This window comes from Pseudoalteromonas sp. Xi13 (assembly GCF_003952205.1).
GTDB lineage: Bacteria > Pseudomonadota > Gammaproteobacteria > Enterobacterales > Alteromonadaceae > Pseudoalteromonas > Pseudoalteromonas atlantica.
In genome coordinates, this window is the sequence record NZ_CP034439.1 from 2,361,167 (window position 1) to 2,377,756 (window position 16,590).

Genomic DNA, 16,590 nt, shown 5'->3' on the forward strand with positions numbered 1-16,590 from the left:
TTAACGCTATTAGCTAATGCGTTTTAAGTTGCATGAATAAAGAAAAACGTCACCAAATACTCTCGCGCTTGCGCGAGCAAAACCCGCATCCAGAAACCGAGCTTGAATATTCAAGCCCATTTGAGCTACTAGTAGCCGTTACGCTCTCTGCACAAGCCACCGATGTAGGGGTAAATAAAGCCACTCGAAAATTATTTCCGGTTGCTAATACACCACAAGCCATTTTAGATATTGGCCACGATGCGCTTCGCGATTATATAAAAACCATTGGCTTATTTAATTCAAAAGCCGCAAACGTGTACAAAATGTGCCAAATATTGGTTGATCAACATAACGGTATTGTTCCCGAGAACCGCGAAGCCCTCGAAGCCCTACCCGGTGTTGGCAGAAAAACCGCAAATGTCGTACTCAACACAGCTTTCGGCTGGCCGACCATTGCCGTAGACACGCATATTTTTCGTGTTTCAAACCGCACCAAATTTGCTATGGGCAAAGATGTAGTCGCCGTTGAGCAAAAACTTGAAAAGGTTGTTCCTAAAGAATTTAAAGTAGACGTACACCACTGGTTAATACTACACGGGCGCTACACCTGCGTAGCACGTAAACCTAAATGCGGCAGCTGTATTATTGAAGACTTGTGTGAGTTTAAAGAAAAAACAGAATAACCTCGAATAACTTTATTTTGGTTATTTTGAAAGTAAGACAGCTAAATATTTAGCTGTCTGTCGAGTCTATATTATTTATAAATTGCGCCATATTTACTAAACGCTCACCGACAATAAATGCAATGGTGCGTTTAACCCAAGGCGCTTTAATATTTGTGTAGTTTAATTTAGCTAATACGCAGCTTGTAATTATTAAAAGTAGAAGCGATGACACGCTGTAAAACCAAACCATGTGTTGCTCTAGGTGTGCAAACAAGTCAATTTCAAATAGCACGTCAAAGCCAATAAAAACATAAGCCATATAAAAAGGTGCAGACATAAGTAACAACTTAGTTAATTGTAATTTATGTGAGCAAAGGCGGTAAACGTCTTTTTGAAGTTGGCTAATTGGCTTTGCATAATCAATGTTAGCAATATGCACTATTTGGCCAATATTACCTGCAAGGCCAGCAATGGAAAATACACTCAGTATCAACGCAGATATTGAAGGCGCTGAAACACTAAAGTTATTTGCAATATACTGCCCCAATAAAACAATAATAAAAAAGAAGGCTGCGCTTTCAATAATACGTGCCCACTTCATAGCATTAAGCTCTTTCATTTGTTTATTCACTTTTGTTTCGCTCAGCAGTGATTGGTTTATTGTAATGGCCGATTCGTTAACACTATTTTGCTGCTGCCATGTGTTTTTAATGTTATCTAAATTCATATTAAGCCCCCTGTTTTTCAAATTGATTTTTTAGTGTTTCTTTAATGCGCCCAATTCGCGTAGCGACGTTGGTTTTACTTATGCCTAAACTCGTCGCTATGCTTTGATGGGGTTCGCCTTCTAAATGCAGCAATACTATGGCTTTATTTAACTTATCGAGCTTTGCTATAAACTCATAAAGCTGCTTAACCTCTTCGCTTTTATCATTGTGCGCTGATAGGTCGGCTATGTGCACAATGCACTGCTCACTTTCATTGGCTTTATCTTCTCGTTTACTGTCTTTGCGGTAATAGGAAATCGCCACATTCAGTGCTATTCGGTACATCCACGTAGAAAACTTATAGTCTTTGTCGTAATTATCATAAGCAAGCCACATGGTGGTGAGTATTTCTTGCGCTAGGTCTTGCCTGTCGTGTTGGTTTTCACAGTAAGAGTTAACAACTTTATAAATAATGCCTTTATGCTGCTCCATTGTTTGAGCAAACAGTGCTTTTTTATTGGTGTTCATTTACGCATAAATCCATCATCTAAATTAATCTCATCAAGTAGTTGGCTCATCACAGTTTCAATGTGTTTAATTTCTAATGCATCTGTTTTTAAAAGTAATAAAGTGCGGCGCTTTGGCTAATGCAACATAGCCTGTACACATTTATATAAATATTTTAGCTGCACGATAGTACTCACATAATCGCCTTATCTTGTTATTCGCAGTCTCGCTGAAATAATCACAATTATTTAAAAAAATAATTATTGGAGGGAGTAATAAGCTAAGTAAAAGAGCAAAGCGAGGAGTTAGCTTTTTTTTCTGCTTTGCTATTAAAAGGGGACTCCTAGTTAAAAGATTTTTTTAATATAGCAATAGTTAATATAATTGTATCTCTGGTTATCAAATACGACTCAGGCTAAAGGTGGTAAAAAAACATACAACCTGCTATTAATAGTGAATAATAATTTAAGGAGGTTTCTGCGTTAGCGCTGTAAGAAACCACATAACTTCAAGGATGTATTTTGCAAAGTAATCATTCAAAATTTCAGCCAAATAAGTGGTCATTATTAAATTTAGCTGTTGTGCTTATACTGGCGGGTGCATTTTATTATTTGGGTCAATTTTCTGTATTTCATTCGATTCTTTTAAGCCTAATTTGTTTTATTTCATTTTTAACCTTATTAATTTTAAAGCGTTGGAAAGCATATATTAACTATTTAAAAGCAATAGGAGATGAGATAAAGCGAGATAGATTTCACTTAGGTGAACACATAGTATCTATGGTTCCTTACATGAACTTACAAATAACAGTTCATGCACGTGTGGATGAATCAGCTTTATTAATCAAAAAAGCAAATTGTTATATTTCAATTAATCTAAAAGATATTTGCTCATTTGAGCCAACTGAATATTTCGGACGGCCAATCGCGAAAGTAATTTTGGCCGATAATAAAAACTTAACTCCCGCACTCTATGTACCTTGGTCTGAAGAAATGGCGCTAACTCAAAGTAAAGTACATGGGTAAACGCCTTTGTTTGCTTATCATGCCTTAAAGGTATTAAGCGTTGCACTCTAAGACGATACTAAGATTTATAGCGGTTTAACTCTGATACTAAGTGCGTACTTTTAAATACCACCAAATTAGAGGCGCCAGTATCACTATTTCAATACCCACATTTAGCCACTGTTTTGCTACCGAGCCATCTAACATAATGCCAATAAGCCTTGCAATTAATAGCCCTACGAGTAACGAGGACAGTGTTGCCGCTATGCTAGCTTGCCAAGGTACAAGCTGAAAATGAAATTGCACTAATAAGCCAAAACCAATAAATAACCCCCACCAAATTCTGCGCTCTACGGCCTTAAAAAAATCATTAGGAACTGGCTTATTGCTTATCAGCTCAGGGTTGACAGCTAACACTATGCCAAAAATAATTAATACCGCACCAACAACCCTAAAAATGACTATATTATCCATGATCAATCCCTCAGGCTGGTTGATTGATCAACTGTTTGAACAATCGATTGCTCAACAAGCTCCTGAGGTAACTCCTTTGCTTGGCTCCACTGCTTTGGCGATTGCCCATACATACGTTTAAATTCTCGGCTAAATTGTGATGAGCTAACATAGCCTACAGACATAGCCGCCGAACTTACGTTCATACCCGCTGCAATTTTCATCGCGGCGGTATTTAAGCGCATAGATTTAACAAATTGAATCGGCGACATACTGGTCGCATCCTTAAATTTTCGATGCAAAACAGCCCTACTTACGCCAATTTTTGCTGCCATATCGTCTATGGTTATGGTTTCATCTAATCGAGATGCCAAATAATCAATTGAGCGTGCTATGTCGTTTCCTACGCCAAAGGCTTGGTGCACACTACTACCTGCCTGTCCGTTTAATATGGCGTAATATAATTCTCGCAGTCGCCCTTCGCCTAAAACCGCAATATCTACAGGGTTGCCTACAAGTTGCAGCAATCGTAGTAATGAATCGGTAAATGAGTCATCCCACGCTGCGAGTGTAATCCCTTGCGTTTTGGGGCCTGATGCGTGTTTTTTTACACCTTGTGCAGCCATGGTAATAGATAATTCGGTCATCACTTTTGTATCTAGCGATACAATAACGCCTAACAAGGGGTTCTCAGGTGAAGCCGTGGGTGTACCCGCTTCTACCGGCATAGACATAGGGCAGCACATATAATTATTTTCATCGTATATAAAATGCTTACCATCGAGTATGGCTTCTTTAACGCCACTGACTATAGCAACAATACACGGCTCGTATACCGCAGGTGAACAGCGCATAGCCTGCGTTACTTTAAACAACTGAACACCTTTTATACCCGTTTCTATTAGCCCTTGGGTATAATTTTTATCGCTTTTTACCTCGTTAAAAGACAGGTTGTTTTGTATAAGTTGCTTAATGTGGTGTTTGCTCATTCACCCATTCCCTTTAAATAGTGAATAATTCTAATCTAGCACCGTAAATACACATTCTCATTCCAGCGATACAAATAGGCATATTTTAAAGAGGATATCGCCTAGTTACACCTGGTAGCGAGAGTTATATTGCCTAACAAGCAATGTGGAACAATGCGCATAGCCCTGTACTGCATATTTATACTTAACTATTGATAGGAATTTAACTAATGAGCGCAACTAACCCATTTGGCCCTTCTGGCTGGACTCCCGACCAACTCAGTTCTTTAGTTGATAAATGCTATCTAATAACGGGAGCAAATACAGGCGCAGGCTTTGAAGCAACCCGACTATTACTCGCTAAAGGCGCAAAAGTAGTTATGCTCAATCGTAACCCTTTAAAATCAGATGAAGCTATTGCTAAGTTAAAACAGGAGTTTGGCAATAATACCGATGTGAGCTTTATAAAAATGGACCTAGCAGAGCTTGCATCAGTACGCCATGCAGCCAACGAGATATTACAAACTGTGTCACACATAGATGCACTTATTTGTAACGGTGCTATTGCACAGGTCGCGACTCAGCAATTTACTAAAGACGGCTTTGAAAGTCAGTTAGGGGTTAACCACTATGGGCACTTTTTACTGTGTGGTTTACTTTTTAACAAAATAGAGCAATCTAGCGGGCGTATTGTTGTAGTGGCCAGTGAAGGTTACAAAATGGGGCTAAAAACGATTCAATTTGATGACATGAATTGGAATAAAAACTACCACCCAAATAAAACCTACTGCCACAGTAAACTTGCACAAATGATGTTTGCTTATGAGCTGCAAAATAAAATAGCCGCCGCTAATAAAAATGTGCAGGTGTTTGTGTGTCACCCAGGTGCAGCTAATACCTCTCTTATTGGTGATAATGTTAACTTTGCAACCCGATTTACCTGGTCATTAATAGTAAAAATGGGCTTAGCACAATCGGCAGAGCAAGGTGCATACCCTGAGGTTATGTGTGCCACCGAGCATAACCTAAAACAACGTGCGTATTATGGCCCATCAGGTAGATGGAATTGGAGCGGCCCCGTAGGAATATGCAAACTTGAGCCGTTTGCTTTAGATCAGCCTGTGCTAAGCAAGTTACTGAGCAGCACACTGCTTTTAAATGGACAATATAATTGCTAATAGCGAACGTGTGTAGGGTGTAAAAGTAATAAAAAAACCATTAGTAATCGGCCTAATACTTTTACTTTCCCTAACCGGCTGTAAAAGTACCAATAATCCCCCTGTGCAGTATAAACCTAATGATGAGCTGGTAGTACTTGCCCATGGGTTAGGCAGAAGCGATTGGGCAATGCGTTATTTTGCCCAGCAGCTTAAACGTGCTCATTATAAAGTATGCAGCCTAAATTACGCCTCTTTAGGGCAAAGTGTTGAGGCTGTATTTACGCAAACAACCACACAAATTAATGCCTGTATTGCTAACGCGAGTAAAGTACATTTTGTAGGCCACTCCCTAGGTGGCTTAGTTATTAGAGCCTACTTACAGAATAACCTCCGGGGTTTTAATGGTAGTACACTTGGAAATGTCGTGTTAATTGGCACGCCCAACAATGGCAGCGAATTAGCTAATAATTTAAATGGTTCATGGTTAATGCATATAGCCGGCGGTGTAAGCCAATCTTTAATTACAGGCAGTAAGAGTTTGGGCAACACTATAAATGAGCTGGACATTAATTTAGGCGTAATAGCCGGTACTAAAGCATCCCCCCTGACACAGCATTATTTTAAAGGTAAAAACGATGGCTTGGTGTCTGTAGAATCAACCAAGCTGAGGGCGTGTTGATTTTTGCGGATTGAAATTTGTTCAATCTAGGGGCGATTAAATCGCGGCGCGAGGTTTGTAACCTAGTGGGCTAAGTAAAAACCAAGTAAAGCTTCCGCGTCCTGCTCACGCCCCTTACCTACATCCATGTAGGCAACAAAGAGTTTATCGCCCCTAGGCAGAACCCAAAGGGCAGCGCATGTTTGGCATTTATGCAGCGTTATCGCCTATTTATGGGGAATAACCACACTTCACAGGCTCTGCCTTGCCTAAAAACCAAACACACTGCTGCAAATTCAACCATCAAATACCAACACGCCCTACTAATATGCGTGATTTTATTACCCTTGATGTAAGCCACACGGGAATGCGCTACAACCAACAAGTAATACAACACACACTTTATTTTTTGCAAACAGGTGCATTTTTACCCCCAACACAAAGAACCACGGCCCTTTATTAACCACCTAACTGCGGCTAATTTTAGGTAAAAAAAAGCAAGCCATGTGGCTTGCTTTTGAGTGCCCGTTCAAAGGCTACACACTCTCAACATACTTTTTAAAAACGGTAACTTGCACCCAATGTAATACGACGGTCAGTTAGACCTTGGAAACACAATAGTGCGCTTTCGTTTATACATGATTGGCTAATTTCAGATTCAGTAATATTTACAGCCTCTAAACCAATATTAAGTTGCTCGTTCACATCGTAGCTAATACTTGCATTAAGCTGGCCACGGTCTTCTTGTACCACTGGGAAACCCCAAGGGAAGCTAGACGTACTACCAAAGTCATTTGAACGATACCCTTCACGCCACGTGTAACGCATACGTGCTGATAGGCCAAATTTTTCGTAGTACAGCGTAAAGTTATACGCGTTTTCAGAAAGGTTAAGTAAGCCTTGAATTTCACTTACTTCAATACCTGGCGTACCGGTGGTTGCTGCAAATACATTACTTGCTCTTGAGGTTGCTGAATTTTCTGTTTCACCACCTGAGAACTCTTGAATTGTATAGTTAGCTAATACACCAAAGCCAGATGCCCACCCTAGGTCTTTTTCAAAGCCTGATAGGTCATATTGAAAGGCAAACTCAATCCCTTTTTGGGTAGTTTCACCACTATCGTTTACTTTTGTTTCTGTACCAACACATACGCCACGGCCATTCTCAGGACCAAATACGTTTATATCTGCAATGGGGTTAAATATACCGCCACCTTCACATGGGTCTGTTAAGTCGCGGTACCCTGTTACAGGGTCTTCAACTGGCGAGGTTAACTGATTTACGTGTAAGTCTTTACGGGTTTTATGAAAAATACCTACGCTAAATACACTTGCCTCTGCAAAATACCACTCTGCCGATAAATCGTAAGACAGTACTTCTTCAGGTTTCAGTGCTGGGTTACCAAATCCAACTTCGTCATTTGGACTTGTGCTGTAAGTAATAGACGTTGATAGGTCGTTATAATCAGGGCGACGAATATCTTTACCTACACCAAATCGCACAAGTACATCTTCCGATACATCAGCGACAAGGTTTAAACGAGGTAAAATAAAGTCATAGTCAGATTCATTGGTAATACGCGTTACCAGTTCATTACCACTACCATCTTGAGTAACTGAGTTACCCGTAGACTCTACGTCTGTTTGAATGTAACGTACGCCAATATTACCGCGTACCATTTTGTACTCAAAGTTAGCTTGTGCATATAGCGCATGGGTGATTTCTTCTATATCAAAAAAACCTGCAGAACTTGAAGTAGGTGCATTTAATGTTTTGCTTGAACCATGCGCAGTCATCGCTGCTTGTAATGTGGCAAGTACCGCATCAGGGTCTGACGCCACAAGCTCTGGATCAATTAATAAAAAGTCGCCTATGTATAACGAGCGGCCATCAGCTTCGTTAAAGTTATCTGGGCCTGCCACTAATAAGTCGGCAAATAAATCACCTGTTGGGCTATCAGCCATGGTTCTTAAACCAATGCTTGAGGTAATTTCGTTTTGTTTGCTTTGTGATTTACTGTAGCGGTAACCAAAATCAATAGAGGTTACAATTGAGTCTGTGTAATAGGTTGAATCAATACGGAACGCATCTTCAGAGTTTTCAACCGTATCTTGACCAATATTTACATCACGTAGCACTACATTTGCAGGGTCTAGTAGTTGTTCAACCGTTGGCGCGTACTCTGCCCCCTCTGCAATACCAAATGCCAATGCGCCACCTGATAAGTCATACTCAAACGGCACACTATTATCATTACCGCCACCAGCATCTAACGGCACATTAGGGTTAATAAAGTTAAGCGTTGTATTAAAGCTAGGCGTAGTTGTATCTGAAGATGACGAAGCAATTTCAGCACTAACAAACCACTTATCGCCTTGCCATTCGCCACCGAGTCTAAAAATATTACTGTCGGTAACACGCGAGTTTGTATCACTTGAAAAACGAAGGTTAGGATCGTCATCATCGTTTTCTAAATTAACCGGAATGACACCGCGTAAGGCCGCTTGAATAGACCCAAGGTTGGTACCGCCAAGTGAGCCTAAGTTTACGGTTTCAAATTCATCAGGAACCGAAATATCATTAAGCGCACTTACACCAGAAGCCTGTACACGAGAACTTTCTTGGCGACGTTCTTGATCGTTAACCACAGCATCAAAATAAAACTTTGTGTTGTCGTTAGGCGCCCATTCAATGGTACCTACAAAGTTTTTAGTTTCGTATTCGTAGTTATCGTAATCTTGTACAAAAAATTGAATTGGTAAAAAGTCAAAAGACTGAGCGCTGGCTACACCGCTATCTGCAGTGATAATGTTATCTCTATCTGCACGTGGGCGAAACGCCGTTACATCTTGCTCTGCGTAGCTGCCGCTCACTAACACACCAAATTTACCGTAATCACCTTCCCAGTTATCAGCAAAAGTTCCCGAAAAACGTGGTTGTAAACCGCTATCAGTGCTTAAGCTACTGTGCTCACCTTGCACTCTAATAGTGGCTAGCTGCTCACCTAAATGCAGTGGGCGAATCGTTTTAAGGTTAATAGTACCGCCTACAGACCCCTCTATCGTTTTCGCTTCAGGCGACTTTATTACCTCTAAGCTTGAAATAATTGACGCTGATACATCTTCAAAGCTAATACCACTTCGACCAGAGCCTGAGCCCACCGTTGATACACCGTTAATTTCGGTACGGTTAGCATCGGTACCACGAATTTGTACACCTGTGCCTACACCCGCTTGGCGTGTAATTTGAATACCCGTTACGTTTTCTAATACTTCAGCGAGGTTTTGATCGGGTAATTTACCAATATCTTCTGACTGAATAATTTCAACTAGGCTATCTGCAGAGCGTTTTTCAGCAAGTGCATTAGTAAGTGATTGACGAATGCCAGATACTTCGATGATCTCTACATCATCTTCTGCAATTGGCTTGGCTTCCTGTGCGTGTGTGGACATAGAAAGGTTTAATGCTGTGGCAGATATAACTGCTAGCGTAATTTTTGATAACTTGTGATTCATAGTTTTTCCTGTGTGTGTCAGTGCTATGTGTAACTCGCTATATATTTTTTATTAAACGCCTTACCATTTATCTAAATGGTTAACTTAATATTTACAGCAAAAGCACCAAAGGTCAACCTATTGGTAAACCATTTTTTGTAAAAAAAGCAAAAACAGTCTTTACCAATAAAAGCCAATTCGGCATGACAAAAATACTTTTATTACTGACCACAATATAACCACTTGTATTTAATGTGCTTTTAAATCTCAATTAAGGTTAAATAACACACAAAAACAGATTACCCCCCCCCTCAATCTCCTCGATATATTTTTTTTATATATACCGCGTTATTTTTATATTTAGCCGCTTTTACCGAATTAATTGGTCAACCAAGATAAAGATAGTAGACTTTTGGCTAACTAATTTGCTTGCCAATAACGCAGCGTTACTAACACCGAGTTTAGTAATGCTGCGCTTTAGGTAAAAAGGTTTAACCAAGATTTAGTTAAGAGAGTGCGCCGCAATTCAAAAAGGTTAGGGTTAATAGCCCACACGCACATACAAAAAAACCCAATTAGCGGCATACGCTAATTGGGTTTAAAAGTGGGGATCACTGGTTATTGTGTTATAGCTTAAAGCTCATTCCTAAGAATAAACGTGGACCGTAATCGTTTACTTCACCTAGGTTATCTTCCACAAAGAAGTCTTGTGACTTAGGTGCGCTAAACAAATTAATGGCTTCAGCTTTAACTCTAAAGTGCTCGTTAATTTTATACGATGCGCGCATTTCCCATACACCTACGGCATCAACATAACGTAAGCGGGTACCATTACTGGTATAAGGTTGGAAGTATTCACTACGGTATTTATAAATAATGGCCGTATCAAAGTCACCAATTTGGTAATACAGTTGGCTACTAAATACATGCTCTGAGAAGCCTGGCACCGAACCTGGTTCAATAATACCGGCAGTTAATTGAGTAGTATTGCCATCTAGGTCGGTAACGTATGTATCGCCATATAAGCTATCTTCAAACTCAAAGTCAGTATCTGCAAAGTTATAGCCAAATTTTACACCAATACCATTATCCCAGCGGTACGAGAACGATGCTTCTAAACCCAGTATATCGCTATCATTATCGGTTGTTACCGAATTTGTCACTGGTAGTGATACTGTTTCACCGCCAACCACATAGTCTTCAATCACAGTTTGTTGCTGGAAGCCACCTTGGAACTGTTTGTAGTATAGGCTTAGCGCTAAAATAGAATCTTCATTAGGGTACCATTCAAAGGCTAAGTCGTAGTTCCATGACATTAATGGTTGAGTATCAGGGTTACCTGAACCATCTACGGTTAATAAGTCAGAAAGCGATAGCGCAACAGATTGATCGTCTGTTACAAAGTCGCGATCATAGCCTAAATCAGATGGGTCAGCACGTGACATACCACGGTAAATACCCGCACGCAGTAAAATGTCTTCACTGTAATCAACTACTAAGTTAAAGCTTGGTAAGTATTTGGTATAACCACCGCCGCTTTCGGTTCTTTCTAGTGAATCCCCTACATCGAGGGTTACAGCGCCTGTAGTTTCATCTACATCTACAGTGTAATTTGTTCTAAAGCCTACCGAGGTTACATCAGTATCAACAATACGCAGGCCGAAGTTACCACGAATAAACTTACCAAATACTTCGGTGTCGTAGTTTGCCATTAAGTAAACTGAGGTGGTTTTTTCAGTAACATCTATGGTACCGGCATTTTCGTACTCAACATCAGGGTAACCAAATTCACCTGTATAATCAGCGTCTGTAGCCGCTACAGCTTGAGAGAAACATACGTTATCGTAAGTCGCCCACGAAGAACCTGTTCCAGAGCTTATTACATTACCGCTACTATCTACATTTGTTACTAAGTTGCCATCCGATACGCTAGATAAAAAATCAGATTCTGGGAAGTCAATTTGACAGCCCTGAAGTATCTCTAATGCTGAGTCATCGCCTATCGTGTACTCAGTACGAGACCCATTACCTTGGCTACCACCAAACTGTATAAAGCTTAGTTCTGAGGCTCTAATACCCCCTTCAATACTGGTAAATATATCGCCCTCTAACGCGTAGTCAAAATCAATACGCGCCGATTTAACTACGTTTTCGCGAACGTTTTCACGGTCTAAACGTGTACGTAAGCTATCTGTAAAGTTAGAAATATCAGTTACATCAAAGTCCGTTAACGTGAAGTGAGGAATTTCATCGCCCATATCCCAGCTAAACAAATTACGGTCTGCGGTTCTACCACGGTTAGAAATTTGTAGCTCTTCACGCTCAGTTTTTGAATACGCTAAATCAAGATTTACAGTAAGGCGGTCGGTTACCGTGTGCTCAATATTAATGCCATAACCTTGGTAGTTTTCTTCACGTGAGAATTGCTCGCCCGCCGATTCAATACGTTCTTCACCTTCCCAATGTAAAATTCCGCCTACATCGTTAGTAACAAGCGTTGGGCCTGTTAAACCAGGTGTTGCGCGTTTTTGTAAAAAAATTAAATCGTGGCGTGCTTCTCTTTGTATTCTGTCAGAGATTTGTGCATCAAAGTTAACATCCCACTCAGACGACGGCTGGTATTGCATTGCAATAAATACTGCATCACGCTCATCTGAGGTTTCATTTTGACGATAGCTGCGGCTACTGCCTGTCCATGCGTATGGAGTGCCATCGCTTTCGGCTTTGCCTGTTTCTGGGTCGATGTTTGTTTGATAACCTTGATTGTTACTGCCATTTACTTGGTCTTCACAATCACCTGCGCTGCTTCTGTAAAACCCTTCATTCGTATTAGTTGGGTCATTTAAACATGCCCAAAGTGAAGAGCCCGATGGGCTTGAGCTTCTGTACTCTGCTTCTGGTTGGCTAATATCTTGGCGCTGCACACCAAAAGACACACCCACTGCTTGGCCATCGGCAAACTCAAATTGGTCAACATAACTAAACGTACCACGATAGCCTGTATCACTTTGCAGTGAGTTTTCTACATTACTTTCATCTGGGTTGTAATTTAGTTTTACTTCGCCTTGTACGCGTTGTTTGCCGTAATCTAGCGGGGCAATCGTTTCAAGTGCTATCACACCGGCTACGCCACCTTCAATCATTGAAGCATCTTGGGTTTTGTAAATAGCGACCTTTTTTACAAGCTCTGATGGAAACTGCGAAAAGTTAACCGAGCGATCACCACTACCATTAGTAGCTTCACGGCCATTAATATGGGTTGCGCTTAAAAATGGGCCTAAACCACGAATGGTGATTTCGGTAGCGCCCCCGTTTTCACGATGAGATGCGGCACCGGTAATCGACTCAAGCGCTTCACCAATTGACAGCGCGGGTAAATCACCAATATCTTCTGCAGATAAACCATCGACAACCGTTGTTGCCTCACGTTTAATTGCAATTTGATCTTGTATGGTTCTACGAGTACCTGTAACGCTGATGATTTCTACATCTTGCTCTACTTCAGTCACTTTTTCTTGGGCTTCTTGCTGAGCAAAAGCATTAAATGACAATGAACCTGCCATACCTGCAAGTAAACTTGCTCTAATTAACTTAGCAGCAGGTGAAAGTGCAAAATGATTACAAACAGAGCTGTTTGTAGAATGTTGACGTCTTCGATCCATTTTTAACGACATGCCGCGTTCTCCTTTATCATTGTGTGTGTTGTGCGTAGTTTGCTATTTTTATAAGTATTAATAATGTGCAGTGTGGGCTTATTCATCTTGTGCCACCCACGTAGAGCCTGCACCTACATCAGTGCTTTGGATGTAGTATAAGTTTCTTGCACCTGCTAAGGCTTGTGCTCCATTTGAGTCAGTCTCAAGCAGCGTACTTGTAGCAGTGACAAACTCTGGGATTTCTTTACCATTTGCTTCTGGGTTTTGGTCAATAGCGCCATCGGTGTCGTATTCACCATTGCCATTTACGTTTCTAATATCAACCCAAAGGTCGCTCGCATCGCCCGACTCATAACTGTCACTAAAGCCAAAGCTGTTAGAGAACAGTGATTCAGTATGGTTAATTAGGTCACAGTCGTATTCAAAAGAGTGATCGCTCGACAGCTCGTTAGGGTAAAAGAAACCATAAACAAGCGCGCTGCTTTCAATGGTGTCTTCATCAGTTTGATCGCCAACCCCATTAGCATTTAAATTACCGTTGAAGTTAATTTCAAACGCATTTTTAGTTAAACCATACAGTACAGGTGCATTTTCTGCGGTAAGCTCATCACAATCTCCAACAGGTGCGTTTGAACCTATTTCTGTACTAAATACAAATGGTTGCTGTGAGTTAAGTACCGTATTATTAGTCACATTAAGGGTAAAGTCGCCTGCGCCATCAAGCACAGCTTGGTTACCTCCATTTGGCACCCCGCCATCAGCTTGTGAAAATGGGTTAGCGGTAAATACAATACCACCGGCTTCTTTATTACCAGAACGAATACCAGCGATGTAGTTATTGCTTACAGTGTGGCCTAAAGGCGTAACTAGCACGCCGGCAGGGCGATCGCTTGAACTTGCAATATCAGTGGTACGAATAATAATGTTGTCTGATACCGTATTAAATCCACCATCTTCAAGCGAAATACCGCCATTAGGATTTAAAATGGTATTGCCTTTAATCGTCGCGCCAGAGGTTTGTACGCGCATTAAACGTCGGCCTGTAACAAAGTTTTCTACTCGGTTATATTGAATAGTAAAGTTTGCATCATCAGCCGAGCCTGTACCTGTTGTACTACCTGCGTTAATTAAGTGCAGGCTAGAGTTACCAAAATTTGGGTTGCTGCTGGTACCTGTGAAAAGGTTATATTGAATAACGTGGTTAGTGCTCGATGAAGACATTTTTATCACCGAACCATTTTCTGCTTTATCGCGGTTGGCAAAGGTATTACGCTCAACCATTGCGGCGTCGCCTTTAAGCATTAACCAATGGTAGGTAGAGTTATTTAACGTCTCTGCTTCACCATCGATAGTATTTTGTGTAAATGTGAAGTTGTCACCCTCAGAATAAATAACGGCATCTTCTTCGGTTTCACAAAAGCCACCCGTTTTAGTATCAATATTTTTAAATGTAAGTCCTTCAATACCCGCGCCATCAACCCCACTGGCTACATGAATACAAAGCTCGCCACTAATTACCGGGCTTTGTCCTTCAACAGCTTTAAGTGTTGCTGCGCTGGTTAGCATAATGGCATCAAGATCGGCGTATACACCGGTATTTAAACCAAGCACATCGCCATCACCAAGCCCTGCATTAATAGCACCTAATAGCGCACCCGCATCGCTTATCACTTGCGTGTACACTACTGTATCGGCGGCACCGGTAATTGTGCTTGAAAAGCCATCGTTATCGGTATAACTCGCAGTGACCGATATAATCGCGCCAGCTTGATTAGTTGGCGTAAATGTTCTGCTGTTGGTATCGGCAATTGCTACGCCATCAGCAAGCCAAGTGTAGGTAACGTTTTGCTCATCTACCCCATTGTTATCGCTAATTTCAGCGGTTAATTCGCTAGTCACTAAATATGGCGTAGCCCCTGAAATGGTGATACTACCCGCTTCATCTACAGCCTCTGCAGAAACAGCAATGGTTGCCTCAGAAAGGTTGTCTTCGGTAAAACCGTGATCGTCCGTGTAGGTAACCTGCACGGTAATAAATTGCCCTAATAATGACTCATCTACAACGTAAGTGCTTTGCGTGGCACCACTAATTGCAACCTCATCAGCAAACCACTGGTAAGTAATTGTGCCGCTTGCGCCATCTTCATCTGTTATTTCGGCTGTAAGTGTATTACCCACCGTAGGTGTGCCAACAATAGCCACCGACCCTTCTGAATTTGCACGCTCTACTGGCGCTGTGGCAGTTGATGTAGCTGACTCTGCAAAGCCTCTGTTATCTTCAAATGCTGCATTTACAGTTATAACTTTACCTAGTTGCGATTCGGTAATAGTGTAGGTTGCTAAGGTTCCATCGGCAATTTCAACATCATCTGCAAACCATGTATATGCTACAAGCGCCGGATCAAAACCATTTTCATCCGCTACATTAGCACTTAGTTCATTACCTATAATTGCATCACCGTTAATTTCTACCGTGGCAGCAAAAGGAATAGCTGACACTTCATCGGTGGGTTCACTTAAATGTGACTCATTAACACCGCTGTCATCTGTATAAAGTGCTTGTGCTGTAATTGCAAAACCAATTTGCTCATCTGTTAATGTAAAAGTTGCGTCATTAGCGCCACTTATAACTTGTCCGTCGGCGTACCAGTAGTAGCTTACTTCACCAGAAATACCATCGGCATCATTTACGCTGGTCGACAATGTTTCGCCCGTTAACGCTGTGCCTGATAGAGCAATAGAGCCCAATGTGTTGTTATTATTATTTGAATCCGTGTCACAACCTATAATGGCAGCTGCAACAGCACATAATGCAAAATGTTTTAATTTCATCATGGCTCTATTCTCCTTAATTGTGTGGTTTAGTATTTAGCAGGTGTTATGTGTGATTTACCAAATACCCAGTGTGTTATTACCAAATTATTTTATTTTTACGCTTCATTGTTAACCAACTTGGTAATATAAGCATAATAAAAACACTTTTACCACTATATTCGTTCAAAATTCATCATATTTTATTAACTGAAAGTTAACTTACGTCTATACCTAATAACGCAGCGTTATTACCAATATTAATTTCACGAATAGATAAACAAACAACCTTTATGAACAATTGGTTTTACCGAAAGAATTGCTCTGTATTAGTACGTAGCGCGATAAGCACATAAAGAATAGGGGGTGGAAAATACAGGCGTGAAGGCTTTAACTGTAATAGCCTATAGATATGAATTTTTGATGTGTATATAAAATAACGTAGCCACTGCGTTTAACTCACTATTAGTCAGCAGTGGCTTACGTTTTATTTAAAAGGCGTAAGGATACAGTAACTGCCCTTT

The 16,590-nt window shown here is 40.8% G+C and carries 11 protein-coding genes; 4 read left to right on the top strand and 7 right to left on the bottom strand.

Annotated features, from left to right (window positions below; genetic code table 11):
• Positions 1-32: 32 nt before the first annotated feature.
• Positions 33-665 carry an endonuclease III gene (gene nth, locus EJ103_RS10590; protein ID WP_055255647.1) on the top strand — a complete coding sequence of 211 codons (633 nt, stop codon included), beginning with the start codon at positions 33-35 and terminating at the stop codon, positions 663-665.
• A 49-nt stretch (positions 666-714) separates the two neighbouring features.
• Here nth and EJ103_RS10595 read toward each other — a convergent pair whose 3' ends face one another.
• Both EJ103_RS10595 and EJ103_RS10600 read right to left on the bottom strand, forming a co-directional pair.
• Positions 715-1,374 carry a hypothetical protein gene (locus EJ103_RS10595; protein WP_126007586.1) on the bottom strand — a complete coding sequence of 220 codons (660 nt, stop codon included), beginning with the start codon at positions 1,372-1,374 and terminating at the stop codon, positions 715-717.
• Between the two features lies 1 nt (position 1,375).
• Positions 1,376-1,882, bottom strand: coding sequence for a sigma-70 family RNA polymerase sigma factor (locus tag EJ103_RS10600; protein WP_126007588.1), 507 nt, complete (start codon positions 1,880-1,882; stop codon positions 1,376-1,378).
• Between the two features lie 500 nt (positions 1,883-2,382).
• Here EJ103_RS10600 and EJ103_RS10605 point away from each other — a divergent pair, with 500 nt between their 5' ends.
• Positions 2,383-2,886, top strand: coding sequence for a hypothetical protein (locus tag EJ103_RS10605; protein WP_126007591.1), 504 nt, complete (start codon positions 2,383-2,385; stop codon positions 2,884-2,886).
• 87 nt (positions 2,887-2,973) lie between these two features.
• Here EJ103_RS10605 and EJ103_RS10610 read toward each other — a convergent pair whose 3' ends face one another.
• Complete coding sequence (locus EJ103_RS10610; RefSeq protein WP_126007593.1) at positions 2,974-3,339, bottom strand: hypothetical protein; 366 nt, start codon at positions 3,337-3,339, stop codon at positions 2,974-2,976.
• Between the two features lie 2 nt (positions 3,340-3,341).
• The gene (locus EJ103_RS10615; protein ID WP_126007595.1) at positions 3,342-4,307 is read right to left on the bottom strand and encodes an AraC family transcriptional regulator; all 966 of its coding nucleotides are present in this window, start codon (positions 4,305-4,307) and stop codon (positions 3,342-3,344) included.
• A 209-nt stretch (positions 4,308-4,516) separates the two neighbouring features.
• Between EJ103_RS10615 and EJ103_RS10620 the strand changes: the two genes are divergently transcribed.
• Positions 4,517-5,464: an SDR family oxidoreductase gene (locus EJ103_RS10620; RefSeq protein WP_164521623.1), complete on the top strand. Its 948-nt coding sequence runs from the start codon at positions 4,517-4,519 to the stop codon at positions 5,462-5,464.
• A 103-nt stretch (positions 5,465-5,567) separates the two neighbouring features.
• On the top strand, positions 5,568-6,125 hold the full coding sequence (locus EJ103_RS10625; RefSeq protein ID WP_241232269.1) for an alpha/beta fold hydrolase: 558 nt from the start codon (positions 5,568-5,570) through the stop codon (positions 6,123-6,125).
• Between the two features lie 537 nt (positions 6,126-6,662).
• On the opposite strand, the gene EJ103_RS10630 is transcribed toward EJ103_RS10625, so the two are convergent.
• From EJ103_RS10630 to EJ103_RS10640, 3 genes are all read right to left on the bottom strand, one after another.
• A complete protein-coding gene (locus EJ103_RS10630; protein ID WP_126007599.1) occupies positions 6,663-9,620 on the bottom strand; it encodes a TonB-dependent receptor in 2,958 nt (985 codons plus the stop codon).
• A 605-nt stretch (positions 9,621-10,225) separates the two neighbouring features.
• Positions 10,226-13,273 (bottom strand): TonB-dependent receptor, encoded by a 3,048-nt coding sequence (locus tag EJ103_RS10635; protein ID WP_126007600.1) that lies wholly within the window; start codon positions 13,271-13,273, stop codon positions 10,226-10,228.
• Positions 13,274-13,351: 78 nt separating this feature from the next.
• Positions 13,352-16,087, bottom strand: a complete 2,736-nt coding sequence (locus EJ103_RS10640; RefSeq protein WP_126008763.1) for a poly(beta-D-mannuronate) lyase — start codon at positions 16,085-16,087, stop codon at positions 13,352-13,354.
• Positions 16,088-16,590: the final 503 nt, after the last annotated feature.

What these genes read in the sequence shown, in the direction of transcription:
- nth (WP_055255647.1), top strand. Translation starts at nt 33, where the DNA reads ATGAATAAAGAAAAACGTCACCAAATACTCTCGCGCTTGCGCGAGCAA.
- EJ103_RS10615 (WP_126007595.1), bottom strand. Translation starts at nt 4,307, where the DNA reads ATGAGCAAACACCACATTAAGCAACTTATACAAAACAACCTGTCTTTT.
- EJ103_RS10620 (WP_164521623.1), top strand. Translation starts at nt 4,517, where the DNA reads ATGAGCGCAACTAACCCATTTGGCCCTTCTGGCTGGACTCCCGACCAA.
- EJ103_RS10640 (WP_126008763.1), bottom strand. Translation starts at nt 16,087, where the DNA reads ATGAAATTAAAACATTTTGCATTATGTGCTGTTGCAGCTGCCATTATA.
- EJ103_RS10595 (WP_126007586.1), bottom strand. Translation starts at nt 1,374, where the DNA reads ATGAATTTAGATAACATTAAAAACACATGGCAGCAGCAAAATAGTGTT.
- EJ103_RS10635 (WP_126007600.1), bottom strand. Translation starts at nt 13,273, where the DNA reads ATGTCGTTAAAAATGGATCGAAGACGTCAACATTCTACAAACAGCTCT.
- EJ103_RS10630 (WP_126007599.1), bottom strand. Translation starts at nt 9,620, where the DNA reads ATGAATCACAAGTTATCAAAAATTACGCTAGCAGTTATATCTGCCACA.
- EJ103_RS10600 (WP_126007588.1), bottom strand. Translation starts at nt 1,882, where the DNA reads ATGAACACCAATAAAAAAGCACTGTTTGCTCAAACAATGGAGCAGCAT.
- EJ103_RS10610 (WP_126007593.1), bottom strand. Translation starts at nt 3,339, where the DNA reads ATGGATAATATAGTCATTTTTAGGGTTGTTGGTGCGGTATTAATTATT.